Source organism: Amycolatopsis sp. NPDC052450 (assembly GCF_044547565.1).
Lineage (GTDB): Bacteria > Actinomycetota > Actinomycetes > Mycobacteriales > Pseudonocardiaceae > Amycolatopsis.
Genome location: NZ_JBIUAQ010000031.1, coordinates 24,381 through 48,914, shown reverse-complemented (window position 1 = coordinate 48,914; position 24,534 = coordinate 24,381). Strand labels below are relative to the sequence as shown.

20 protein-coding genes are annotated in these 24,534 nt (G+C 69.5%); 6 read left to right on the top strand and 14 right to left on the bottom strand.

The window, feature by feature from the left end:
- Window positions 1-107: 107 nt before the first annotated feature.
- Entirely contained in the window at window positions 108-1,034 is a 927-nt protein-coding gene (locus ACIHAO_RS34930) for a hypothetical protein (protein WP_396565182.1), read from the top strand.
- Here the strand turns inward: ACIHAO_RS34930 and ACIHAO_RS34925 are convergent.
- The 5 genes from ACIHAO_RS34925 to ACIHAO_RS34905 all read right to left on the bottom strand — a co-directional run bounded on the left by ACIHAO_RS34925 (window position 1,009) and on the right by ACIHAO_RS34905 (window position 9,942).
- Entirely contained in the window at window positions 1,009-1,875 is an 867-nt protein-coding gene (locus ACIHAO_RS34925) for an alpha/beta fold hydrolase (protein WP_396565180.1), read from the bottom strand. The genes ACIHAO_RS34930 and ACIHAO_RS34925 overlap by 26 nt on opposite strands.
- Window positions 1,872-3,587, bottom strand: a complete 1,716-nt coding sequence (locus tag ACIHAO_RS34920; RefSeq protein WP_396565178.1) for an ABC transporter ATP-binding protein — start codon at window positions 3,585-3,587, stop codon at window positions 1,872-1,874. The genes ACIHAO_RS34925 and ACIHAO_RS34920 overlap by 4 nt, the downstream gene beginning before the upstream one ends.
- Complete coding sequence (locus tag ACIHAO_RS34915; RefSeq protein WP_396565176.1) at window positions 3,584-6,106, bottom strand: ABC transporter ATP-binding protein/permease; 2,523 nt, start codon at window positions 6,104-6,106, stop codon at window positions 3,584-3,586. The genes ACIHAO_RS34920 and ACIHAO_RS34915 overlap by 4 nt, the downstream gene beginning before the upstream one ends.
- Entirely contained in the window at window positions 6,106-6,804 is a 699-nt protein-coding gene (locus ACIHAO_RS34910; protein ID WP_396565174.1) for a TetR/AcrR family transcriptional regulator, read from the bottom strand. Before ACIHAO_RS34910 ends, ACIHAO_RS34915 begins: the two co-directional genes overlap by 1 nt.
- A 327-nt stretch (window positions 6,805-7,131) precedes the next feature.
- Entirely contained in the window at window positions 7,132-9,942 is a 2,811-nt protein-coding gene (locus ACIHAO_RS34905) for an AAA family ATPase (protein WP_396565172.1), read from the bottom strand.
- Between the two features lie 384 nt (window positions 9,943-10,326).
- Between ACIHAO_RS34905 and ACIHAO_RS34900 the strand changes: the two genes are divergently transcribed.
- Window positions 10,327-10,917, top strand: coding sequence for a papain-like cysteine protease family protein (locus tag ACIHAO_RS34900; RefSeq protein ID WP_125800895.1), 591 nt, complete (start codon window positions 10,327-10,329; stop codon window positions 10,915-10,917).
- Between the two features lie 4 nt (window positions 10,918-10,921).
- On the top strand, window positions 10,922-11,674 hold the full coding sequence (locus ACIHAO_RS34895) for a hypothetical protein (protein WP_396565170.1): 753 nt from the start codon (window positions 10,922-10,924) through the stop codon (window positions 11,672-11,674).
- Between the two features lie 48 nt (window positions 11,675-11,722).
- Here ACIHAO_RS34895 and ACIHAO_RS34890 read toward each other — a convergent pair whose 3' ends face one another.
- Genes ACIHAO_RS34890 through ACIHAO_RS34880 form a run of 3 tightly spaced genes read right to left on the bottom strand, consistent with a single transcriptional unit; the run spans window position 11,723 to window position 14,993 of the window.
- The gene (locus ACIHAO_RS34890; protein WP_396565168.1) at window positions 11,723-13,204 is read right to left on the bottom strand and encodes a flavin-containing monooxygenase; all 1,482 of its coding nucleotides are present in this window, start codon (window positions 13,202-13,204) and stop codon (window positions 11,723-11,725) included.
- Complete coding sequence (locus ACIHAO_RS34885; RefSeq protein ID WP_396565166.1) at window positions 13,201-14,049, bottom strand: SDR family oxidoreductase; 849 nt, start codon at window positions 14,047-14,049, stop codon at window positions 13,201-13,203. The genes ACIHAO_RS34890 and ACIHAO_RS34885 overlap by 4 nt, the downstream gene beginning before the upstream one ends.
- A complete protein-coding gene (locus ACIHAO_RS34880) occupies window positions 14,046-14,993 on the bottom strand; it encodes a patatin-like phospholipase family protein (RefSeq protein ID WP_396565164.1) in 948 nt (315 codons plus the stop codon). Before ACIHAO_RS34880 ends, ACIHAO_RS34885 begins: the two co-directional genes overlap by 4 nt.
- A 48-nt stretch (window positions 14,994-15,041) precedes the next feature.
- Between ACIHAO_RS34880 and ACIHAO_RS34875 the strand changes: the two genes are divergently transcribed.
- Window positions 15,042-15,674, top strand: a complete 633-nt coding sequence (locus tag ACIHAO_RS34875) for a TetR/AcrR family transcriptional regulator (RefSeq protein WP_396565162.1) — start codon at window positions 15,042-15,044, stop codon at window positions 15,672-15,674.
- Window positions 15,671-16,456, top strand: coding sequence for an alpha/beta fold hydrolase (locus ACIHAO_RS34870; protein WP_396565160.1), 786 nt, complete (start codon window positions 15,671-15,673; stop codon window positions 16,454-16,456). The genes ACIHAO_RS34875 and ACIHAO_RS34870 overlap by 4 nt, the downstream gene beginning before the upstream one ends.
- Before the next feature lie 401 nt (window positions 16,457-16,857).
- On the opposite strand, the gene ACIHAO_RS34865 is transcribed toward ACIHAO_RS34870, so the two are convergent.
- Both ACIHAO_RS34865 and ACIHAO_RS34860 read right to left on the bottom strand, forming a co-directional pair.
- Window positions 16,858-18,060 (bottom strand): DUF222 domain-containing protein, encoded by a 1,203-nt coding sequence (locus ACIHAO_RS34865; RefSeq protein WP_396565271.1) that lies wholly within the window; start codon window positions 18,058-18,060, stop codon window positions 16,858-16,860.
- Window positions 18,061-18,621: 561 nt separating this feature from the next.
- Window positions 18,622-19,674 (bottom strand): FAD-dependent oxidoreductase, encoded by a 1,053-nt coding sequence (locus ACIHAO_RS34860; protein WP_396565158.1) that lies wholly within the window; start codon window positions 19,672-19,674, stop codon window positions 18,622-18,624.
- Between the two features lie 81 nt (window positions 19,675-19,755).
- Between ACIHAO_RS34860 and ACIHAO_RS34855 the strand changes: the two genes are divergently transcribed.
- The gene (locus ACIHAO_RS34855; protein WP_396565156.1) at window positions 19,756-20,319 is read left to right on the top strand and encodes a TetR/AcrR family transcriptional regulator; all 564 of its coding nucleotides are present in this window, start codon (window positions 19,756-19,758) and stop codon (window positions 20,317-20,319) included.
- Here the strand turns inward: ACIHAO_RS34855 and ACIHAO_RS34850 are convergent.
- The 4 genes from ACIHAO_RS34850 to tdh are packed head-to-tail and all read right to left on the bottom strand — an operon-like array spanning window position 20,316 to window position 24,475.
- Entirely contained in the window at window positions 20,316-21,311 is a 996-nt protein-coding gene (locus ACIHAO_RS34850) for a TerC/Alx family metal homeostasis membrane protein (RefSeq protein WP_396565154.1), read from the bottom strand. The genes ACIHAO_RS34855 and ACIHAO_RS34850 overlap by 4 nt on opposite strands.
- A 40-nt stretch (window positions 21,312-21,351) precedes the next feature.
- On the bottom strand, window positions 21,352-22,266 hold the full coding sequence (locus tag ACIHAO_RS34845) for a LysR family transcriptional regulator (RefSeq protein ID WP_396565152.1): 915 nt from the start codon (window positions 22,264-22,266) through the stop codon (window positions 21,352-21,354).
- Window positions 22,263-23,444, bottom strand: coding sequence for a glycine C-acetyltransferase (locus tag ACIHAO_RS34840; protein WP_396565269.1), 1,182 nt, complete (start codon window positions 23,442-23,444; stop codon window positions 22,263-22,265). Before ACIHAO_RS34840 ends, ACIHAO_RS34845 begins: the two co-directional genes overlap by 4 nt.
- Window positions 23,444-24,475, bottom strand: coding sequence for an L-threonine 3-dehydrogenase (tdh, locus tag ACIHAO_RS34835; protein WP_396565150.1), 1,032 nt, complete (start codon window positions 24,473-24,475; stop codon window positions 23,444-23,446). Before tdh ends, ACIHAO_RS34840 begins: the two co-directional genes overlap by 1 nt.
- Between the last annotated feature and the right edge of the window lie 59 nt (window positions 24,476-24,534).

Here is a 24,534-nt window from a genome sequence, read left to right as displayed (position 1 = left end):
AGTGGCCACGAAACCCCCGGACGGGTGATGAAACCCGGGTGACCGTCCACAACGGACGAAAGCGAAGGGGCTGGCGTTTTCGTGCGAAAACTGCCATCGTCGAACAGGTGATCGATCTTCCTTACCGTGGCTCCGGCCCTTATTGTTATTCCCATTCCCTCGCGATGATGCTGGGCTCCGGCGCGCCGGGAATCGACGTGCTCGAAACCGTCACCGGCAGTCCGTTCGGCCTGCAACTGGTCGGCGGATCGCTGCCGTTCTTCGACGCTTTCGGCTGGGATCCCGACCTCGGCATCGGCGAGGCGCTCGACGCACTCGGCTGGAGCGCGGAAACCGTCAGCGAGCCGGATCCGGACGCCGCGTTCGCGCGGCTGGTCGAAAGCCTCGCCGACGGCCCGGTCCTGATCGGCCCGGTCGAGATGGGGCATCTGCGCCACCAGCCGGGGATGACCGGCCCGATCGGCGCCGACCATTTCCTCGTCGCGCTCGCCGCGGACGGCGAGTCCGTCACCGCCCACGACCCGCAGGGATATCCGTACGCGCGGATCCCGCGGCGGGATTTCGCCGCCGCTTGGCTGGCCGAAACCGTGGCCTACGGCAAACCGCATACGATGCGCACGAATTTCGTCCGGCACACCGCCGTCGACGACGAAACCGCGATCGTCGCGTCGCTCCCCCGGGCCATCACGCGGCTCGGCGGCGAGAACGACGGCGGTCTCCCGCCCGGCAGTCTCGGCAACGGCGAAGCGGCCCTCGCACTGGCCGCCCGGATCGCTACCGGTTGCGACCCGGATCTGCGCGGGCTGCTCGTCCACTTCGCGATCCGCGTCGGCGCCAGGAGGCAGGCAGACGCGTCGGCGTGCCTGCGCCGGATCGGCCGCGAGGACGCCGCCGCCGTCCTCGCCGCGCAGTCTCGGTTGGTCGGCTCGTTGCAGTACGACCTCGTCACCGAGGACGACACGCGTGCCGCCGAGACACTCCGGAGGCTCGCCCCGACCTATGAAGAGCTCAGGCAGGCGCTGACGTCATCCTGACGATCTCGCGGACGATCACCTCGGGTTCGGTCTTCGGGATGTAGTGACCGGACCGCTCCGCGATCACGTGCCTGGCTCCGGGCGAAAGGTTCACTCGGTGGGCGTGTGCGGCGTTCGTCCGCACTCTCATCCTGGCGGACATCCCGCCCTCACCGAGCCCGCCGGAGACGACGGTGAGCGGGATGCCGCCCAGCACCGGCGGATCGTGCCGCCAGAGGGCCAGTTCGTCGAGGAAGGTGCGGGCCTGTTCCCGTTGGGTCCGCACCGTCCCGACGGTGAACGCCTCCCGTTCGAGGTCGCGGCGGACGTCGTCCGGGATGTCCCGCAGCAGACCGCGGAAGACGACCTTGAGCAGGCCCAGCCGCGCGAGTACGCCGCCGAGCCCGAGCATGACGCGTTCACCGGCGCGGAAGGCGCGGCCGAAGAACACGTCCGCCGCCTCGTCGGTCGGGTCGACCAGCACCAGACCGGCGATCCGCTCCGGACGGCGGGCGGCGGCCTGCCGCACGATCGGCCCGCCGGCGCTGTGCCCGGCGAGAACGTACGGTCCCTTGCCGAAATGGTCGAGTACGTCGTTGAGGTCGTCGGCCATCCGGCGCAGCGTCCGGCCGCCGGGGTCGGGGGCGCTGCGGCCGAGCCCGGAGCGGTCGTAGGCGATCGCGCGGGCATACCGGCCGACCTCCGGCTGGACCGCCGCCCAGGACGACCGGGTGGCCGCGGCTCCGGCTTCGAACACGACCGTCGGCCCGGTGAAACCTTCCGGCCCCGGATGGACCATCGCGTAGAGCCGTCTGCCGTCACGGGTGACGACCCATTCGGGCTCACCCTGCGTGTGGGTCATCGCGCGGCGATCCTCCAGCCGGTGGCGTCGATCTGCCGCCGCCAGAACTCGGCGAAACGTCCTTCCCTGGCAAGGAGTTCTTCGACGGTGCCGTCCTCGGTCAGCCGCCCGTCCGCCAGGAACAGGACCCGGTCGGCGTGCCGGATCCCGGCGATCCGGTGGGTGACGATCACCCGGGTCCGCGGCACCGGATCGGCGCTGAGCGACCGGACCACGGCGTCCTCGTTCTCGGTGTCCAGCGCACTCGTGGCCTCGTCGACCAGCAGCACCGGCGCCGGTTTGAGCAACGCGCGGGCGATGGACACCCGTTGCCGCTCGCCGCCGGAAAGCGCGCCGCCCGCCTCGCCGACGGCCGTGTGTTCGAGCAGCTCGTCGACCTTGGCGAGCGTGACGACCTCGGCGACCCTTTCGTCGCTCGCCGAGGGATCCCCGGCCAGCACGTTGTCGCGCACCGAACCGTCGAACAGGTACGGCTGCTGGAAGACGACGGTGACGAGCTCTCGCCGGCCTTCCGCGGACAACCCGGCGAGGTCCGTCCCGTCGGCGAGCACCCGCCCGCTGGTGGGCTGGTACAGGCCGGAGAGTAGGGCGAGCACGGTGCTCTTACCCGAGCCCGACGGTCCGACGATCGCGGTCGTCGTCCCCGGTTCCAGGGTGAGGTCGAAGTGCTCCAGCACGTTCTCGGTGCCGGGCGCGTAGCGGAAACCGACATCCTCGAACCGGATTCGCGGTGCCTTCGCCGGTAATGCGGCATCCCCCGCCGGAGCGACGGGCGCGGTGAGCACGGTGCGGATGCGGCCGAGGGTGGTGGTCGCGGTCTCGATACCGGGCGCGAGATCGCCGAGCGCGGAGAACGGTTCCAGGTAGCGGGCGATCACGACGATCAGCGCGACCGCCTCGGGCATGGTCAGACTCCCTTGCGTGGCAAGGACAACGGTCGTCCCTGCGAGCAGGACCAAGGCCAGCTGACCGGCGATGCCGAACAGCACCTGACCCGGGATCTGAAGGCGCAGCAGCCGGAGGGTCGCACCGTGGTGCGCGGCGAGCGCGGCGCCGGCGTGACTGCGCGCGGGTTCGACCCGGCGGGCGGCACGCAACGTCTGCTGGGTGCGGGCGAACTCGACGATCCGCTCGGTCAGCATGGTGTTCGTTCCGGCCGCCGTCCGGTCGGCGCGCCGGGTGATCCGGCCGGTCGCCCACAACGCGCCCAGCAGTACCGGGACCCCGGCCAGCGCGGCGACGCCGAGCGGCCAGGCGATCGGCAGCAGGGCCAGCGCGATCGCGACCGGCAGGAGGACCGCGCCGATGAGCGGGGTCAGCAGATAGCCTGCCAGGCCGACGAGATCGGGGCCGGTGGCGGCGATGGCCTGACGTGCGGTCCGGGTGTGCTCACTGTCCAACCAGGACAGACGCACGTTCGTCAGATGCTCGGCGACGTCGTGCTGGGCGTGGTCGAGCACGCCGAACCCAAGGTCGAAGCCGAGCCGCCCCACGACTGCGTCGACAGCCCAGCCCGCCGCGGTGACGCCCGCGAGCGCGCCCAGCCAAGGCAACGCGTCCGAAGGTTCCGCGCCGAACAGGGCACCCACCAGTGGCACGAGCAGCACGACACCGGCGGCACGCAGCAGCACCGAAAGCACGGCGAGTACGACGTAACGCCGGAACGCCGTCCGTTTCGTCTCGGGGATCAGGCCCAGCAGTGTGCGGATCACGCGGTCACCCCCGCACCGGCACCGGCCTGCCAGAGGCGGGTGTAGCGCCCGCCCGAAGCCAGCAATTCCTCATGTGTCCCGCTTTCGGCGGTTTTCCCGCGGTCGAGGACCACGATCCGGTCGGCGCCGGTGACGGTGTGCAGGCGATGCGCGATGACCAGGACGGTCCGGCCCGCGGTGAGCCGGTCGAGTGCTTGCTGCACGAGGTACTCCGACTCGGGATCGGCGAAAGCGGTCGCCTCGTCGAGGACGAGGACGGGGGCGTCGGTGAGGATCGCGCGGGCGATGGCCACCCGCTGCCGTTCTCCGCCCGACAGCTGGGAACCGGCACCGAGGACGGTGTCGTAACCTTGGGGCAGCCGTAGGATCCGCTCGTGGATCTGCGCGTCGCGGGCCGCCGCGACGACCTGTTCTTCGGTCGCATCGGGGACGGCGAGGGCGATGTTCTCCCGCACGGTCCCCCGCACGAGTTGCGGATCCTGCAGTACGAAGCCCACCCGGCCGTAGAGTTCGTCGGCGGCGAAGGCGCGGACATCCCGGCCGCCGACCCGGATCGCGCCCTCGGTGACGTCGTGGAACCGCGCGACCAGCGCGGCGAGCGTCGACTTCCCCGCTCCCGACGGGCCGACCAGCGCGGTCACTGTACCCGGGCGCAAGGTCAGGGACACGTCCTCCAGCACGGGGACCCCGCTGCGGTAAGCGAAACCCACCCGGTCCAGTTCCACCGTGCCGGGCTCGACGCCGTCGATGATCTTCTGTTCCACAGTGGACAGTTCGGGTTCGTCGAGGACGACCTGGATCCGGCGGGCGGCGAGCATCCCTTCACGAACGCCGCCGAGCCCGTAGCCGATGCCCAGCAGCCGCGCGCCGAACGTGGTGCCCAGCAAAAGGAACGGGATCACCGTCACCGGCTCCATGCCGCCGCCCACCACCATCGGCGTGCCGGCACCGGCGATCAGGAGCAGGAAGGTGGCGGGCCGGGTGGCGAAGTCCAGCATCGTCTTCTTGCCGGTGAACGGCCGCTGCCAGTCGCCGAGGAAACCGATGTACTCGTCGAGCCGCCTGCGGAACGACGAAGCCGCGGCACCGCCGAACACGCGGATCACCGGCTGGCCTTCGAGGTACGCGCCCGCTTCTCCGGCCATCCGCTCCGCCCAGCGCGCCGCCTGGCCGGTCTTGGGTCCTGATTGGACGACCATGATCGACGTCGTGACGAGGTAGACGAGGATCGGGACGAGCAGGACGAGGGCGAGCCGCCAGTCCACCGCGAACAGGTAGGCCAGCACCGCGACCGGCGCGACCACGGCGGCCACCGCGTCGGGGACGGCGTGCGTGACCAGATAGTGGAGCGAAAGCGTGTCGCCCTGCACGAGTTTCGCGACCGTGCCCGAACCGCGGGCGGTGAACCAGCCCAGCGGCAGCCTCGCGAGTTTGCCCAGCAGCCGCTGCCGCAGGTCGCGGGCGAACCGCGCGTCGGCCGCGTGCAGCCACAGCACGACGGCGGATTCGAGCAGTGTCCCCACGCCCAGCAGCACCAGCGCCGCGATGCCGATCGCCCACAGCGATTCGCCGCCCGCGAGCAACCGCCGGACCAGTTCCACCAGCAGCACGAAGGGCGCGAGCCGGATCAACGTCACGACGGCCTGCAGGATCCCGGCGAAGATCAGCGTCCGTCGCACCGGCGCGAGCAGCCGTCCGGCCGCCTGTGCCCGCCAAGCTCCCTTGGGTGCCTCTTTGACCGGCTTGGGGACTTCGGCTGCCGGTTCTTCCTTCTTCCCTCGGAAAGAACCCATGGCCCGGCCGTAGTACCAGTAGGCCCGGCCGTGCACCTCGGATTTGGGGAAGCCGAACGTGTCCCGCAACCGGGTCTTGAGATGTTTGAGCGAGCCCGCTTCCGGCGCGAGCCACGCCTGCCAGTCCGACCAGTCACGGGTCTCGATCGCCGCGGCCAGCGAAGTCGCGTCCTGACGCGGCACCCAGTGCACGGCCAGCCTCGCGTGCTCCCCCAGCGGGATCAGCCGGTCGGTCTCGTCATGCTCTTCGAGATACAGCTCGATCGGGATTTCGGCCGGGACCACGTCGAGGATCGTGTTGATCGCGGGGATCGAGGCGGAGTCGCCGATCAGGAGGTAACCCGCGGGCGGTTCGGCGGGGACCGAGAAGGACGTGGAACCCAGTGACATCACCGGAACCGTCGCACCGGGCCGCGCCTCACGCAACCAGCGCGACGCGGGACCGGCGGGTTCGTGCAGGACGACGTCGATCGCGAACGTGCCTGCTTCCGGGTCGGCTTCGGTGAGCGTGTACGCGCGCTGGAACTCGGTCGGACCGCCCTCCGGGTCCGGGAACCAGAACCGGAGCCAGGCCGACGGCTCCACGACGACGTCCTCGAACAACGTCGGTGAAACGAACCGGAGCCGCACGAAACGCGGCGTGATCTCTTCTGTCCCGACGACGGTCGCTTCGTGGTCTCTTGCCCCGAAACCCCGCATCACCGCGCCTTGGAATCCGCGCGCCATCACAGTTCCTCCCCCGTGGCCGCCAGATCGGCCACCATCTCGGCGATCGGCCTGCCCGGCGGGCAGGACTCGATCAACCCGCGAATCGACGCGGTCAGCAGAAGCCGCACATATTCGGGCCTCGGAACCTGCGGCAACGCGGCGGACGGCCCGGCGAGCCGGTCGTCACGGGACAACCGGTCGAGGACCGCCTGCCGCTCCCGGTCCAGCCCGTCGCCGTCGGCCTCCTCGGCGGCCATGCTGTGCTCCTCGGACGCGGTCATCGCGATGGTCAGCGACGCGACGGCGCCGCTGAGCACGATCGCCGCGCCGGGCTCGTAACCCCGGCGGACAAGGGCGTCGACCTCGGTGTTCAACAGCCGCTGACCGCCGTCACCTCGCGGGAACAGCAGCTGGAGATAGGTGACCAGGCCGGGATACTCCAGCATGAAGGCCCGCATCTGCAGGGCGAAGGACAGCAGATGCTGTTCGAGGCCGTGGCGGGGATCGTCCCGGAGCCTCAGCTCGGTCAGGATGCTCTCCCCGACCAGCCGCTCGAGCCCCCACCGGCCGTCGACATGGCGGTACAGAGCGGTCGCGGTCACCCCCAGCCGGACCGCGACCGCCTTGACGCTGAGCCGGCGCATGCCGAGCTCGCGACCGGCCCGCAGGATGTCGTCCCTCGCGATCCTGGCCGGACGACCGCCGATCTTCGGCATCGCACCCCTTCACCGGTGGAAAGTTATAGGGGGAAACTAAGGGTTGGCTTACCTTGAAGTCAAGCCCGTCTGTCGCGCCGCTGCTTCAGCGCTTCCGACGGCCTGAAGTCGAGCTCTCATGTCGTGAAGGGTCCCTTTGAGACCTTCACCGTCTCAAAGGGACCCTTCACAACATCCCCACCACCGCGATCACTCACGCGAGCACCCGACCGGAGTCCTTCACGGACCTGCGAACCCGACTCGCCGGCCGCGGGCACCTAAAGACAGCTGGCCTGAACCGTCTTCATCACTCGCGACCCTTCGCAAAACGCTTGAATCGGGCGCCAACTAACGTCTCGGTTCCTTCACCGTCAGCCCCTCAAGCCGCTCCTCGGTCAGCACGGTGCGCGACGGAAGTCCCAACTTGCGCAGCGCCCGTCCGATGTGGATTTCGACCGTCCGCGGCGAGAGGAACAGCCGCTCGCCGATCTCCCGGTTCGTGAGGTTCCGGGCGGCGAGCCTCGCGACTTCGAGTTCCCTCGGCGACAACGCTTCGCCGTAGCCCTTGCGGCCGCGCCGGGGCATCTCCGGATCACAGCGTCGCAGTGACCGGCGGCAGCGGAGCGCGTCCACGGCGGCGCCGAGACTCGCGTACGCCGTCTCCGCGGTGGTGAAGGAAGCGACGGCGCGTGCCAAGTCTCCGGCTTCGGCGAAGCATCCGGCCGCGAGTTCGTCGGCGTAGGCGGCGAAATACGGCAGAGGTAGCGCGTAGTACGCCTGCGCGGCACCGAGCAGCAGGTCACCGGCGGGCAGCGTCTCGCCCCGTGCCTGGGTGAGCAACCCCCGGCACAGCAGCGCCGACGCGTCCGCGACCGGGGCGTCCTTGCCGTCGATGCCTTGCCGGTACTCGCCGAGCAGCTCTCTCGCCTCGACGTGCTGCCCCAGTCCGAGCATGGTGCGCACGGCGAACGGCATCAGTTCCGCCGCCCAGACCCAGTTGTTCTTGCGGCGCACGGTTTCCAGGCCGTATTCGGCCAGGCGCAAGGCCGCCTGCAGGTCTTTGCCCGCCTGATGGACCGCGACGCGACCGGCGTAGGCGGAAGCCTGCACCGGGACGCTGCCCGCGGAAAGCGCGAACGCCGCGTCGAAACTGCGCAGCGCCGCCGCCGGCCGATGTTGCCCGTACTCGTACCAGCCGAGCACGAGCAGCGGCTCGGCCGCCAGTGAACTGTCCCCGTCGACCCGCGTCAGCATCGCCCGCGCCTTCTCCGCGACGCTCGCCCACTCCCCCATCGCGAGGTCCAGGCGCAGCTCCGTGCCGTCGGCCAGCGCGTCGAGATAGGGCTGGTGATCGTCGCGGATCAGCCGCCGCGCGGTCGCGAGGTACGCCCGCGCGACCGGGTAGTACCCGTTCCACGCCACCGCGTCGGCCAGGTTGATGTAGGTGCGGGCCACCTGACGGCAGACATCGGCCGACTCCGGCACGGGTGGCAGGTCGGCGATGTCCTGCCACACTCCCGGATCCGCGATCTGCATCCGCGCCGAAAGCCGGTTGGCGGCGATCGCGGCGAGCACTCCCGCGTCGTGTTCGCCCTTGCTCATCTGTTCGGCCTGGTCGAGCCAGCGGAGGTTCTCCTCCACCGGGACGGTCCCGATATGCGGCAGGGCCAAGGTGACCAGTCCCCTGGCGAGCAGCGCCTGCCGCCTGCCGAGATCGGCCGCGCCCAATTCGATCTCGAGCCTGCCCGCGTCGACCTTGCCCACCTGATTGATCAGCACCTGACCGAGATTGACCCGGATCTCACCGCGCGCGGCCTTGCTCAGCGGCCATTCACGCAGGATTTCCCGCAGCAGCCCGACCGTGCCCGCGTGGGCGATGCTGCGCGGAAGTTCCCTGCCGAGCCGGACGGCGAACGACTCGCGCGCGGCCCGCGGCAGCTCCGCGTCCCGCAAAGCCGCTTCGAGCAGACGGCCCGCTTCCTCGGTCCGGCCGTCTTCGATGGCCTTGTCGACCGCGACGCCGGTCCACTGTGTCCACCCGCCGAGATCGCCCGCCAGCCGCGCGTGGCGGGCGACGAGCGACGCGACGGGTTCGTCGTCCGCGGCGAGCCGGGCGGCGGCGCGTCCGTGCATCGCGCACCGCTGAGGCCCGGGAAGCAAGGCGTAGACGGCTTCACCGATCAGCGGGCTTCCCGGCACGTACCGCCCGCGGCCGAGATCACGCAGCAGTCCCGTTTCCACGGCTTCGGTGACCGCGCCGGAGAGCTCCCCGGACGACGGTGCCGCGACAGCGCCCAGTTCCGGTTCCCCGGCAGGCGATCCCAGCACCGCGGCCGCGCTGACGACGTCCCGCGCGGCCGGGCCGATCGCCGCCATCAGTCCGGCGACCCGGCTCCGCACGACCGGCGGCACGGTCGCCGGGAGCGCCCCATCGGCGCTTTGGACCAGAGCCGTCAGATCGACGGCGATCCCGGCCGTCCGCCGGTGCGCCGCCTCGGCGAAATCCGGCGTACAGCGGCCGAAGGAAGCGTCCAGCAGCGTCCGCACCTGGACGGCGCTGAACGCCCGCAGTGACAGCTGAGCGGCGGTTCCGGGCAGCGACGGGAATCGCCTGGGACCACACGAAACCGCGCTGACCACCACGCTCAGCGACGTCGCCGGGGACGCCGCGAGCCCACGCAGGAACTCCCACGTTTCGTCGTCGGCGGCGTGGACGTCGTCGAGGACCAGAACCGCCGGACCGCAGCCGGTCAGTACTTCGCGAACGGCCCGGAACTCCTGCTGCCGGACGGTGCCGTCGTCGGCGTTCTCGGGGAACGGCGGCAGCCACGAAGACCATTCGGGGATCAGCCGCCGCAGGACGCCGGTCACCGGGGAGAACTCCGCCGCGTGGGCGGCGGCCACGGCGCCGCTCCCCAGCAACGCGTCGACCAAGGGGGCCAGCCGGCAAGGCCGGGTGAAGGGAACGCACCGGGTGGACCAGACCACACGCGACGCGATCCCGGGATGGGCGGCCAGTTCTTCGAGCAGACGGCTCCGGCCCACACCCGGTTCACCCTCGACGACGGCGACCGACGGCGGGCGTGAGGCGACGCGCACCAGTTCGGCCAATTCGGTGTCGCGGGCCACGAACACCGATGCCGCACCGCTCGTCGGCATGCTCGGGACCATACCGATCGGACACCCGCCGAAAGGCGGGAACACGAACAGTCACCACGGGCCGCACGCTTTCCGCTGGTCCACCCCACCGGAGTCACGAGCCACCCGCGTCGTTAACTCGATCGGGCGACGCCGACCTGCGGTACCACCGGGCCGCGCGGCGGTAATACGGACCCTTAGGTATTGGCTCGAACCTTGCCACGGAGTCCACCAGAGGGTGAATCTCAGTCTGTTCGCAGTGCCCCTCCGTCACTTCGTCACAGCGCAAGTCCCCTGCTCGCGCCGGTCGGCCACCCAGTCGGGTAGCCGAAGTCCCCACTTGTTCCGTCGGGTAGCCGCCGTGCGTGTTTCGCGTTCGACCATCCAGTTAGGAGTGTTCCGACGGTGAAGACCTCATTCAGGCGCGGGCTGGCCACGGCCTGCGCCGGTGTCGCCGCGATGGTCGCCCTGCAGGCGCCCGCCGCCGCGGCGCCCGCCATCACGGCCGCCACCACGATCCCGATCAAGATGCAGGCACAGGAGAAGAGCAACTGGTGCTGGGACGCCAGCGGCAACACCATCGCCGCCTGGTGGGGGCACAGCCTGACGCAGACGAAGTTCTGCCAGGTCGCGCACAACGAGTCCGGTACGGACTGTGCCAACAACCAGGGCTACCTCAGCGACCAGCAGCGAGTGTTCCGCTGGCTCGGGTTCAGCAACGTCGGCAGCTACAGCTCCTCGGGTCAGACGTTGAGCTTCGCCTCCATCAAGGGCCAGGTCGACGCGCGGCAGCCGATCGGCACCCGGATCGGCTGGCGCAACGGCGGCGGCCACATGCACGTGCTCTACGGCTACGACAACACGAACGGCGCGACGACGGTCTACTACGGCGACCCGTGGGGCTCGAGCCCCCGCTACAACCAGATGAGCTACAACGCCTACCGGTCCAACAACTCGTTCACCTGGACCCACACCGTCTACGGGATCAAGGACTGAAACCATGAAGCGAACCTTCCTCGGCGCCACGATCCTCGCCATCGGACTGTCACTCGCGCTCGGCGGCCAAGCCTCCGCCGCCGACGCCCCCAGCGGCGCGCCCACCGCCGCCGACCTCGCCGCGGTGTCCACTGTGGTCACCAGCGACGCGACCACCCAACGGCTCGCCAAGGCGGTGTTCCCCGGCGCCGCCAAGGCGGAAACGGCCATCGCGGCCAGGACCGCGAAGGCGGATCCGCGGACACCGGTGGCGGTCTACCAGCCGACCGCGGCCTTCATCTCCGGCACGTCCTCCGTCCCCGCCGAACTGGCCTACGTCGCCACACCCGCCACCCTCGGCAACGGTGACGCGGCGACCGTGTGGTCGCAGCGCGAGGGCTCGGGCTGGTCGGTCTACAACGTCGCCTCGGGTGACGTCGAAAGGCGCCTCGCGGCGCAGGTCGGCAAGGGCTATCTCCTGAGCGAACCGCAGGCGGGCGCCTGGTACGCCGTCGACGGGGACACCGTGACCGTCCTCGACGGCTCCTCGGTCGCGAAGACCGGCGAGAAGATGACGCTCGCCGCCTACCGCGAGGCCCTGCAGAGCCGCTACGGCGACAAGCTGCCCGGCTCGACCTACGACCGCACCGGCGCCGCCGGCGGTTACGGTGCCTCCCCGGTGGGCGACACCTCGGTGCCGTGGTGGCCGTACGCACTCGGCGCGGTCTTCCTCGCCGCGGCGGGCGCGGCCGTCACGCTCCGGCTCCGCAGGCAGTAGACGCGCTGGGGTGCCGGGACCGCGCGGGGTCCCGGCACCCCTAGCCCGCTAGGCGAAGGTGTAGTCCTCGAGCGGGAAACTCCCCGCCTCCTTGATGGCGTTCAGCGTGGAGGACGGGCGGAGCAGGGTCGCCTCCCCGTGCGGGTTGAAGTAGTAGCTGTTCGCCGGGGCACAGTTCCCGAGGGCGAAGATCGAGTCGCCGAGGCGTTCGGTCATCCGGTCGAGGAACGCGTCGTTGGCCTCCTGCGTGACTTCGAACTCGGTCGCGCCGCGCCGCCGCATCGCGCCGAAGAGCCGGTCCATATGCCGCATCTGCGTCTCGATGGTGGTGAAATAGGACAGTCCGGAGTAGGAATACGGGCTGTTGAGCGAAACGAAGTTCGGGAACTTGGGGATCGCGACGCCCTCGTAGGCCTGGAACCGGTTCTCCCGCCACCACTTCCCGAGATTCCGGCCGTCGCGGCCGATGATCTCGATCGCCGGGAAGTTCGCCTCCCACAGGTCGAATCCGGTCGCCAGCACCATGACGTCGATCTCCCGCCGGCCGCCATCGGTGGTCTCGATGCCGGTCTCGTCGATCTTCGCGATGGACGTCGTCTCCAGGTGCACGTGGTCCTTGGTGAAGGCCGGGTAGTACTCGTTGGAGAACGTCGGGCGTTTGCAGCCGAAGGAATAGCGCGGCGTCAGTTTCGCGCGCAGTCCCGGATCCCGCACCTGACGGCGCAGATGCGCCTGGCACCACAGCTTGCCGAGCCGGTTCGCCATCGGCAGCTGCTTGTAGTGCAGGACACCGGAGACCATCATCAGTTCCAGCAGCGCGGTCCCGGTCAGCCGGGCGGCCCGCTGGGTGAACGGGACGGCCGCGAACGCGCGGCGGACGGCCTTGGGCACCGGGAAGTCCAGTTTCGGGCTCACCCAGATCGGCGTCCGCTGGTACACGGTCAGTTCGCGTGCGATCTTCGCGATCTCGGGGATCAGCTGGACCGCTGTCGCGCCGGTGCCGATCACGGCCACTCGCTTGCCCGCGAGGTCGTAGTCGTCGTCCCAGGCGGTGGTGTGGATGACCTTGCCGCCGAACGTGCCGATCCCGGCGATGTCGGGTTTCTTCGGCTGCGAAAGGAATCCTGTCGCGGTGAGAAGGTACTTGGCGGTGACCGGCCCACCCTCGGCGAGGGAGACCGTCCAGTGCGCTTTCGCCTCGTCCCAGACCGCGCCGGTGACCACCGAGCCGAACCGCATGTAGCGCCGCAGCCGGTATTTGTCCGCGACGTGCTCGGCGTACCGCTTGAGTTCCGCGCCCGGCGCGAAGAGCCGCGACCAGTGCGGATTCGGCTCGAACGAGTACGAGTAGGTGGCCGACGGGATGTCGACGGCCAGCCCGGGATAGCGGTTCACATGCCACGTGCCGCCGAGGCCGGACTCGCGTTCGAGGATGAGCAGGTTGTCGTAGCCGAGCCGGTTGAGCTGGATCGCCGCGCCCATCCCGCCGAAACCGGCTCCGACGACGACGGCGTCGTACTGCGCGTTCATGCGTTTTCCTCCCGCTGGGTGTCCTGGTGGAGGCGGGCGCGGTAGCCGTCCCGCTCCGGTGAATCGGGGCGCAGGGCCCGGTCGTCCCGGATCAGCCGCCGGAAGGCGTTGAGCGCCGGCTCGGGTGTCACGGCCGCGAGGGTGGCGAGCGCGCCGACGTAACCGGGCACGGCGATCTCCGCGGCCCGGGTGCGGACGGAAGCCACGACGGCGTCGGCGATCCTGCCCGGTTTCACCTTCGGGATCGGCCGCATGTCGAGCCCTGAGGCGAGGGCGGTGTCGACCGCCGACGGCAGCACGGCGGAGACGCTCACCCCGTGCGGCGCGTACTCCAGCCGCGTCGCCGCGGTCAGCCCGACGACGGCGAATTTGCTGGCGTTGTAGATCGCCAGCCCTTTGACCGGGAACTTCCCGGCCAGCGACGCGACGTTGACGACATGCCCGCGTCCGCGCTCCAGCATGCCGGGCAGCGCCAGCCGCATTCCGTGGACCACGCCGAAGACGTTGACCTCCATGGTCGCCCGGTTCAGGGCGTCGGAGAGGTCGAGGAAACCGCCGTTGGGCATGATCCCGGCGTTGTTGACGAGTACCGCGAGGGGCCCGTTCGCCTGTTCGGCGTCGTTGAGAAAGGCGGCGAAGGACGCCAGGTCGGCGACGTCGAGATGATGCGCTGTCCCACCGATGTCGGCGGCGGTGCGCTTCGCGGCTTCGAGGTCCAGATCGCCGATGGACACGCGTGCCCCGAGGGCGGCCATGCGTTCCGCGGTCGCGCGGCCGATGCCCTGGCCCGCGCCGGTGATCGCCACGTGTGCTCCGTCGAGGTCGAGATCCGGGTACTTGCTCATGCGCGCACTCCCTCTCGTTCGAAGGCGTCGGCGACCAGACCGGGCGCCGTCCGCAACGCCGTGGTGAGTACGTGCTCCCGCCGCCGCCCGTCCATGAAGTTGGCGCCCATGGCGGCGAGATCGGCCGGTCCCGGTTCGATCCGGACCACCCGGACACCGGCCGCGCGCAGCCGTCGCGCCTCGTCGTCCACGCGCCTGGTCATCGCCGTCCGCAGCAGGCGTTCCAGCCGGGCCGGACCACGTGCCGGAGCCCCGCCTTCGCTGCTCATCGGCGCGACGAGCACGACCTCGCCGACGTCGTGCCCCAGCAGGAGGTCGGCCGACGTCGGGGAAACCGTCCCGCCGTCGAGCAGCGGCCGTCCGTCCACAACGGACGGTGGAAACCAACCGGGGATGGCCCAGGAGGCGGCGATCGCCTCGCCGAGGCGGGCGGGCGGCGCGTCCGGGGAGCCGAGCGCGACCCGGTCACCGGCCGGATCCGCGGCCACCAGCCAGGTCGCGGGATGCAGGACCCAGCCGCCGGGTGCCAGCGCGTCCCCGAGGTCGCGGAGCCAGCCGGCGTCTCCCCTGCCACGAGGCAGAAGACCGGCGAGACCGGCGAGCGTGTCGACGTCCCGGCGCAACGCGGCGCGGACCAGCCCGGCCGCGGGCCAGCGCGGAGACGGCGGCGGCGGGAAGCGGTTCGGCACCCGCCGGACGTGCGCGGCGACGACGGCGTCCCCGCCGGGCGCGCCGGCCACCGCGTCGAGGATCGCCTTCGCCGGAATGCCCGCTCCCAGCATCGCCACCGCTTCGGCGCCCGCGGAGGTCCCGACCAGGATGTCCGCCTCGCGGGGGTCCCAGCCCGCTTCGGCGTGCAGCGCGTCGAGGACGGCGGCCGTCCAGGCGAACCCCAAGGTCCCGCCGCAGCCGAGCACCAGCGCCCGCACGGAATGACGTGTCATTTCCGGAACGGTATGTCATTTGAACGCGTCAGGCAATAAGCTGACGGAATGACGACGGAGACCCCGGTCAGCAGGGCCGCACGGAAGAAGCAGGAACTACGGCGCGAGATCGTGGAGACCGCGTTCGACTGCTTCGCCGAACGCGGCTACCACGCGACCGGGATCGCCGACATCGCCGCCCGGCTGGGCATCGGGCACGGCACCTTCTACCGGTACTTCCAGAACAAGCGGGACATCGTCGACCACGTCATCACGGACCTGGTCGAGAAGGTGGTCGGCGCGCTGGCCGCGGACAACGCGCCGGACGCGGTCAACAGCCTCGCCGAGTACCGCAAACAGAGCGCGCGGATCGGGGACGCGCTCGCCAGGATCTTCGGCGGCGACCCGCGGATGGCCCGTTTCCTCCTGCTGGAAGCGGCGGGCATCGACGCCGAGATGCGCGAACGGGTGCTGGACTTCTACGAGACCGCCGCCGAGCTGACCGCGGGCTACCTGCATCACGGCGTCCGCCTCGGCTATCTGCACGAGGACCTGGACGTCGACTCCACCGCCCGCGCGATCAACGGCATGATCCTCGCGTCGATCCTGTCCGAACTGCGCGACCCGTCACCGGAAAGGCAGGCCACCATGAGCCGGGCGATCCGGCGGGTCATGTACGACGGAATCGCGGCGCGTCAGTGACCGGCGTGCTCCCCCGCACCGGCCAGGCCGTCGCCGCCGACGGCACCCGGCTGGCCTACCAGTGGCACGGCACGGGCAGGCCGCTCGTGCTGCTGGCCGGGCAGGCGAACGACCACACGTGGTGGGACCGCGCACGCGGGGACTTCCCGAGCACGATCACCATGGACTACCGCGGCACCGGAGCCAGTGACGTGCCCGATTCCGCTTACTCCACACCGGGTTTCGCGGACGACGTGATCGCGGTCCTCGACGCGCTCGAGGTCTCCGAGGCGGACGTCTACGGCACCTCGATGGGCGGCCGGGTCGCGCAGTGGGTGGCCGCGCGGTATCCCGGCCGGGTGCGGCGGCTCGTCCTCGGCTGCACCTCGCCGGGCGGCACGCACGGTGTCGAGCGGTCGAACGACGTACGGCTCGCGCTGGCCCGGCGGTCCTCGGTGGAGGCACGGGAGACGCTGGAGAACCTGATGTACACACCTGCCTGGCGCGCGGCGAATCCCGGCCCGTATCGGGTGCTGGGCGCGCACGGCATGCCGCCGCACGCGGTACGCGGGCATCTCGTCGCGAGCAACACCCACGACGCCTGGGACGTGCTTCCGGAGATCACCGCGCCCACGCTGGTCCTGCACGGCGACGACGACCTGCTCGCCCCCGTGGCGAACGCACCGTTGCTGACGAGACGGATACCCGACGCGCGGATGCATCTCTTCGCAGGAGCGCGGCACGCGTACTTCGACGAGTGCCGCCCCGAATCGAGCGACCTGGTGGGTGACTTCCTGGGCTAGACCGTGACGACCCGGTATGTGCCCGTCGCGGTGAAGGAGCTTTGGTCGCCACACACGTGGCCCGCGGGGCCCCCACGAAACCTGGACCGTAGCCGGATTCCGGTAACGAACCGCGGCGGCCGTCACTGAAGCGGCGGTCCTGAGCGGGAGTGTGGCCGGATTTCGGCAATGAGGCCCGAGCGCGGCAGGTCGGACGTGCAAGGTCGCAGCACACCGGAACCGGCGACTACCGCCATCGTTTCGGAGGTCCTGAGGGAAGTTCGTGGCCGTATTTCGGCAACGGCCGCCCAGTTTCACGGAACCGCCGCGGTGGGAGCTCACAACGATCGCCGTATTTCGGTAACGAGACAGAACCGCGCCCTGGTAACAACAGTGGCCGTTGCCGTTTTCCGGCAGTGGGTTCAGAACGGTGGTGGTTCCTCGGCCACCCGAGGTTCGTGCAGCGGCGGAGGCGAGCTGTCGTAGCTCTGCCCTGTCGGTGTGGTGACCGTAAGAGTGCCGTCCGCAGCGAGCGAGTAAACCCAGCCGGGTTCGTCTTTGAGCCGATGATCCCGACGGCAGAGGTCGATCAGCTCGTCAGCGTTGGTGTGGCCGCCGAACTGCCACGGCACCACATGATCAAGATCGCAGGCCTGGGCGGGGCGCCGGCAGCCGGGTCTTCGGCATTCCCGATCCCGCACCCGCACGAACTCACCCACCCCCGCGGTGGGCCGATAGCGGTCCCGGCCCAGGTCGAGTACCTGTCCTGAGAGTGGGTCGGTGATGATGCGCCGCAGCACCGTGTCCGGCCCACCGGCGATCTCCCGGGCCACCGACGCCGGAATATACCCGTGCCCGGCCAGTTCCGCCGGATCGTCGTTCACGCCGAGGTAGGTGGCCAAATCCATGTAGAGGAACACCTCGGCCCGTTCACTGTTCCCGCCCTGCCCGCCCAGCAGCAGGTCCAGGGCGACATCCGCGCGAAGCTGATCCAGCGTGCGGGGTTCGGCACCGGTCTTGAGCGCGCGTGCCTCCCGGTCGATCCGGGTGTAGGCGGCCGTGACTTTCTCCACCGGCCCGTCCTCCACCTCGATCGACGCCACCCCCGCCTCGCCCTGACGAATCGTCAACCGGCGGCCCGCCCGCGCATGCTCAGACCGACGAGAAGCACCCTCCCGATCCACCGTCACCGCCGCATGATTCGCCGCTTTGCGGACCTGCTCCGAATTCCTCCCCGCCAACCGATCCTCCAACACCACATCCACCGCCCGAGCGCCCTCATCCGACAACCACGACGTCGCCGCCGCCACCTTCGCCGCCCTGAACCCGTCCACCACCCCACGATCCATCAACCCCAACGTCCGCGGCAGCCGCGTGGCCAACGCCTCCGCCGTGGAAACCAGACCGCCCGCGTGACGGTCCACAACAGACAACGCGAACGCCACCTCCTGCACCACACTCCCCACCCCACCACGATGACGACCCAACCGTGCGATAGCCCGGAACCGGACCGCCTCCAACCGCGCGATCCCCTCCGACGCCGCCACCGCCACATCCACAACATCCCTATCCCCCAACGAATTCAGCGAACCGTTGACCTCCTTCAACACATCCGACTCGGTCATGTCCTTGAGCAGCGCCACAACGGCGCGAGAAGTATCCACACCCAGAACCTACAACCGACCACCGACAATTTCCGGACCTCACAGACGCCACAGGCATTGCCATTTTCCGGCAACGACACAACTGGCTCGGCAGCAGCGCTACAACTCGCCCCACGGTGGAGGACCAGCGCCGGGAAGTCCCGCATACAAGGAGATCTCCTGACATCCGCCCCCCGCGAGCGTCACCGTTTCCCGGCAACGACACAGACCGGCTCGGCAGTGTTGCAACCCGGACCATGGTCGAGAGTCCCTGCGCACGCGGAGATCTCTCGACGTCCGACCCGCGACTACGGCGGACGTTGCCGCTTTTCGGTAATGGCACAAGCCTGTCCGGCAGTGCCGCAACTCAGCCCAAGGCCAGGAAGTTCTCGAACACTAGGACATCTCCCGACAGCCACAACATCCCTATCCCCCAACACATCCGACTCGGTCATGTCCTTGAGTAGCGCCACAATGACGTGAGACGTATCCATCCAGAACCTAAAACCGGCCACCGACAGTTCCGGATCGCAGAAGGAACGCTCAATCGAGCTCGAGCAACCCAGCAGCACCGTTTTCCAGCTGTCGCGCGACTTCCTCCGATCGCGGCAACATTATTGCCTCATAAGCCCGGACAGCCTCGCCGACACTGGCGGAGCCTGCCAGCGCGAGAGCGAGGTCGCACGCGTCGAGCATGGCCAGGTTGGCGCCGACGCCGAGCGGCGGCATCAGGTGGGCGGCATCGCCGAGCAGGGTCACGCCTGGCGTGTGCTCCCACGTGTGCGGGACGGGCAGGACGTACAACGGGCGATCGACGTATGGCCCGTCGTTGTCGGTGATCATCCGTAACATCGTCGGCGACCAGCCGGAAAACGCGTCGAGCAGCCGGCCGCGGATCTCCGGATCCGACCCGATCCAATCCGACGGCAGGCGTTGGATGATGTAGACCCGGATGTGGTCGCCGCTGTTGCGCTGGGCGAACAGGCACCGGTCGCCGTCGGCCGCCATCGCGCCACCCTGGCCGACGAGTTCGGCGAGTTCGGGGTGCGCGTTCTCGACGTCGTCGAACCAGGCCTCCAGGAAGGTGATCCCGGCGTACTCGGGCACAGCGGGCGAAACCGCCGGGCGGACCCGTGACCAGGCGCCGTCGGCGCCGATGACCAAGTCCGTCTCGACGGTCGTTCCGTCGGTGAACCGCAGGCGCCCGGGGGCCTCGACGCGATCCAGCGTCCGTCCCCAGTGGACAGTGCCCGGCTCCAGCGAGTCGAGGAGCAGACCACGGAGCTGACCGCGGTCGATCTCCGGTTTGAACATCTCCCCTTCGGTGGGGACATGGTGCTCCAAGAGACGCCCAAGAGGATCCAGTTTGCGCATCTCCTGTCCTTCCGGACGGGCGAGCGCGAAGAACTCGGCGAGCAGGCCGGCTTCTCGCAGGGCCACTTGGCCGTCGTCGGCGCGCAGGTCGAGGGTGCCGCCCTGGTTACGGGCCTGGGGATGCGGGTCTCGGTCGTAGACCGTCACGGGAATGCCGTGTTTCTGCAGGATTCGGGCGCAGGTCAGGCCGCCGGGGCCCGCTCCGATGATGCTGATCGTCATGACTCCAGAAAAGCAGAACGAGTTAAAACGTGCAACGAGTCAACTTAGTGACTGTGACAACTCATGCGGTACAGTGCGCTCATGGAGACACCGGGACGGCGTGAACGCAAGAAGGCGGCCACCCGCCAGGCGCTGGCGGACGCCGCGCTGAAGTTGTTCCTGGAGCGGGGCTACGACCAGGTGAGCATCCGCGACATCGCCGAGGCGGCCGACGTCTCGACCACGACGTTGTTCAAACACTTCCCCGGCAAGGAAGCGCTGGTCTTCGACGAGTCCGAAGACCGGGAAGCGAACCTGATCGCCGCGGTGCGGCAACGGCCGGAAGACCAGGGCGTCGTCGAGGCGCTGCGCGAGTACGTGCTCGCCACGTGGCTGCCGCTCACGGCGCACCCCCAGTACGCCGGGTTCACCGCGCTGGTGAGCGGAACTCCCGCGCTACAGGAGTACGGCGAGCGCATGTGGACCCGGCACGCCAAGTCCCTCGGCGCCGCCATCGCCGAGGACGCCGGCGTGGACTCCGACGACATCGCCTGCCACGCGCTCGCGCGATTCGTACTGGACATTCCGGCGCTCACCAGGGGCAGGCAGGATCCGCGGAACGACGTCGAGAGAATCTTCGATCTCCTCGAACGTGGCTGGCGCTAGTCCTCTTCGGGTCGGGAGCCGCGCAGCGAGCCCGGATGTGCCTTGGCGGACGGATCCTTGCGGGTCTTGAGCAGGCTCGCCACCGTCACCACGACGAGGATGCCGATGATCACCGCGAGGCTCACCGGCGTCGAGATCTCCGGGACGCTTTCGTCGATGTCCACATGGGCCCAGTGCAGGATCAGCTTGATCCCGATGAACCCGAGGATGATCGCGAGCCCGGCGGACAGGTACACCAGCCGGTCGAGCAGGCCCTTGACCAGGAAGTACAGCGCACGCAGGCCCAGCAGGGCGAAGGCGTTGGCCGCGAAGACGAGATACGGCTCGTCGGTGACCCCGAAGACCGCGGGGATCGAGTCGAGCGCGAACAGCAGGTCGATCCCGCCGATCGCTAGCAGCACCACCACCAGCGGCGTGCCCACCCGCTTCCCCTCGACGCGGGTGAACAGCTTGCCGCCGTCGTATTCGGTGGACAGCGGCAGCAGGCGGCGCGCGGTCCGCACCACCACGTTGTTCTCGACGTCCGGATCTTCGTCGCGGTGCCGGAAGAGCTGGACGCCGGTGTAGATCAGCAGCAATCCGAACAGCAGGAACATGAAGGAGAACAACGAGAGCAGCGTGGCGCCGAGCGCGATGAAGATCGCGCGCATGATCAGCGCGACGACGATGCCGAACGTGAGCACCTTGTGCTGGTGTTCCTCGGGTACCGCGAAGGTCGTCATGATGATCACGAAGACGAAGAGGTTGTCGACCGACAGGCTTTTCTCGACGATGTAACCCGCGAAGTACTGCTGCCCGAAGTCGCCACCGTGCGCGAGCGTCAGCCAGACGCCGAACGCCACCGCGACCAGGATGTAGCCGACCGACCAGGCCACCGCCTCGCCGAAACCGACCTTGTGCGGCCGCACGGCCGCGAGGACGAGGTCGAGTGCCAGGAGCCCGAGCACCAGCCCGATCGTGACGATCCAGGTGAGGCCATCGATCTGGAGCATCCGCACCCTGTCTTTCCTTCGACGGCAGGTGAGGAGGATCTTAGGTGTGGCTCGCCCGGTCCGCATTCGCATGACCGGGCGCCGCGTCCAGCAGCGCGGAGAGCGCGGTCTTGAGGAGCGGGTGGTCCGCGCTTCCCCGCCGGACCGCGGCGAACACGCGGCGCAGTGGCGGCTCGCCGCGCAGCGGGACGGCGACCGCGCCGGGCACGGCGGTGAAAGCGTTGCGCGGCACCAAAGCCACGCCCTCGCCCGCGGCGACGAGGGTGGTGATCGCGTGGAAATCGTCGGAGACGTGCCGGATCTCCGGATTGGCGCACGCGATCATCAGCACGTCGCGGCAGGGATTGCCGGGTTTCGGCGCGATCCAGTCGTCGTCGGCGAGTTCGTCGATGTCCACTTCGGACGCTTCGGCGAGCCGGTGCGCGGTGGGCAGCACTGCGTCGAACGGCTCCACGTACAACGGGAACCGGGTAAGCCTGCTTTCATCCGTTCGTGGCGAGAGCCGGTACTCCTCGGTGATCGCCAGGTCGATCTCGCCGTCGAGCAGCAGCGGGATACTCGCGTGCCCCTCGACGTCCTGCACCTGGATGGAGACCCCTGGCGAACCGGTACGCAACGCGGCGATCGCCGGCGCGACGACCATCGTGATCGCGGAGGCGAAACTCGCCAGCCGCACCATGCCCTGGACACCGGAATCGAGCGCGGCCAGCGTGGCCCGCGCCCGTTCCAGTTCGGCGGCGACGGCGTTGGCGTGCACCACCATCAGTTCACCGGCGGGGGTCAGCGAAACCCGGCGGCCCCGGCGGCGAAGCAGCTGCTGGCCGCACTCGGCTTCGAGGGCGGCCAGCTGCTGGGAGACCGCGGACGGCGTCAGGTGCAGCGCCTGGCCCGCCGCCGTCACGGTGCCGTGGTCGGCGAGGGCGCGCAGTACCCGCAGCCGTCGCGGATCGATCATTCGTCCATCATGGACCTTGCTGTCACGAACGCGTCGACGGCCCGGTTGACGTCGTCGGTCGAATGCGCGGCCGACATCTGCGTCCGGATCCGGGCCTTGCCGTGCGGGACCACCGGGTACGAGAACCCGATCACGTAGATGCCCTGGTCGAGCAGCAGATCCGCCATCTTCCCGGCCTTGGCGGCGTCACCGATCATCACCGGGATGATGGGGTGCTCGCCGGGGAGCAGGTCGAAACCGGCCTCGGTCATCCGGCGCCGGAACAGCTCGGTGTTGGCGCGCAGCTTGCCCAGCAGTTCACCGGAGGAGTCCAACAGCTCCAGCGTGGCGAGCGCGGCCGCGGTGATCGACGGCGCGAGCGAGTTCGAGAACAGGTACGGGCGCGAACGCTGCCGCAGCATCTCGACGATCTCCGCGCGGCCCGAGGTGTAGCCGCCGCTCGCGCCGCCGAGGGCCTTGCCGAGGGTGCCGGTCAGCACGTCGACCTTGTCCTGGACGCCGAACAGCTCGGGCGTGCCGCGTCCGGTCGGGCCGGTGAAGCCGACGGCGTGCGAGTCGTCCACCATCACCAGGGCGTCGTAGCGTTCGGCCAGCTCGCAGATCTCGTCGAGCGGCGCGAGGTAGCCGTCCATCGAGAACACGCCGTCGGTGGCGATCATCCGGTACCGAGCGCCGGATGCCTCCTTCAGCCGGGCTTCCAGGTCCGCGACGTCGCGGTTGCGGTAGCGCATCCGCTTCGCCTTGCAGAGCCGGACGCCGTCGATGATCGACGCGTGGTTGAGCTCGTCGGAGATGATGACGTCCTGATCGGTCAGCAACGTCTCGAAGAGCCCGGCGTTGGCGTCGAAACAGGAGCTGTAGAGGATCGTGTCCTCGGTGCCGAGGAACTCCGAGAGCTTCGCCTCGAGTTCCTTGTGCGGCTGCTGCGTCCCGCAGATGAACCGCACCGACGCCATGCCGAAGCCCCAGCGGTCCAGCGCCTCTTGCGCGGCCTTGACCAGCTTGGGGTGGTCGGCGAGGCCGAGGTAGTTGTTGGCGCAGAAGTTGAGGACGTCGCCGCCGGCGACACTGACCGAAGCCCGTTGCGGCCCCTGGATCACCCGCTCGCCCTTGTACAGCCCGGCTTCCCGGATCTCGGCGAGCCCGGCCTTGAGGTCGTCGCGCATCGCGCCGTACATCAGTTCTCCGTCCAATCCAGAATGACCTTGCCGCAGCGGCCTTCCCTGGCCGTCGCGAACGCCTTCTCGTACTCGGTGTAGCCGAACCGGTGGGTGACCACCGGCGAGATGTCCAGCCCTGCCTGCAGCAGCACGGACATCGAGTACCACGTCTCGAACATCTCTCGCCCGTAGATCCCCTTGATCTGGATCATCTTCAGCACGACGGCGGCGATGTCGACCGACACGTCGGAGGCGGGCAGGCCGAGCAGCGCGACGCGGCCGCCGTGGGACATGTTCGCGATCATGTCGCGCAGCGCCTCGGGCCGCCCGCTCATCTCCATGCCGACGTCGAAGCCCTCGGCCATGCCGAGCCGCTCCTGCGCGTCCGCGATGGTCGAGGTGGAGACGTCCAGTGCGAGGTCGACGCCGACCTTGCGGGCCAGTTCCAGGCGGTGCTCGCTGACGTCGGTGACGACGACGTTGCGCGCGCCCGCGTGGCGTGCGATGGCTGCGGCCATGATGCCGATCGGGCCGGCGCCGGTGACCAGCACGTCCTCGCCGATGACCGGGAAGGACAGCGCGGTGTGCACGGCATTGCCGAGCGGGTCGAAGATCGCGGCGATGTCGAGGTCGACCTTGGTGCGGTGTACCCAGGCGTTCTGCTCGGGCAGGACGGCGTACTGGGCGAAGGCGCCATCGGTGTGCACGCCGAGGCCCTTGGTCCTGGCGCACAGGTGGCGCCGCCCGGCCTTGCAGTTGCGGCAGCTTCCGCAGACCAGGTGGCCCTCGCCGCTGATCAGGTCGCCCACCTTGACCGTCGTCACCGACCGGCCGATCTCGACCACCTCGCCGACGAACTCGTGCCCGATGACCAGCGGCGCGGCGATGGTGCGCGCCGCCCAGTCGTCCCAGGAGTCGATGTGCAGATCGGTACCGCAGATCCCGGCGCGCAGCACGCGGACGGCGACGTCGCCGGGGCCGACGGCGGGATCCGGCACGTCGGTGAGTTCCAGCCCGGGTGCTCGGTCGGCTTTGACCAATGCCTTCATGGCGCGAAGTCTGGCCCGGCCGTGCTGTTCAGTCCATCGCGAGTTTCTGAAATCCCTCG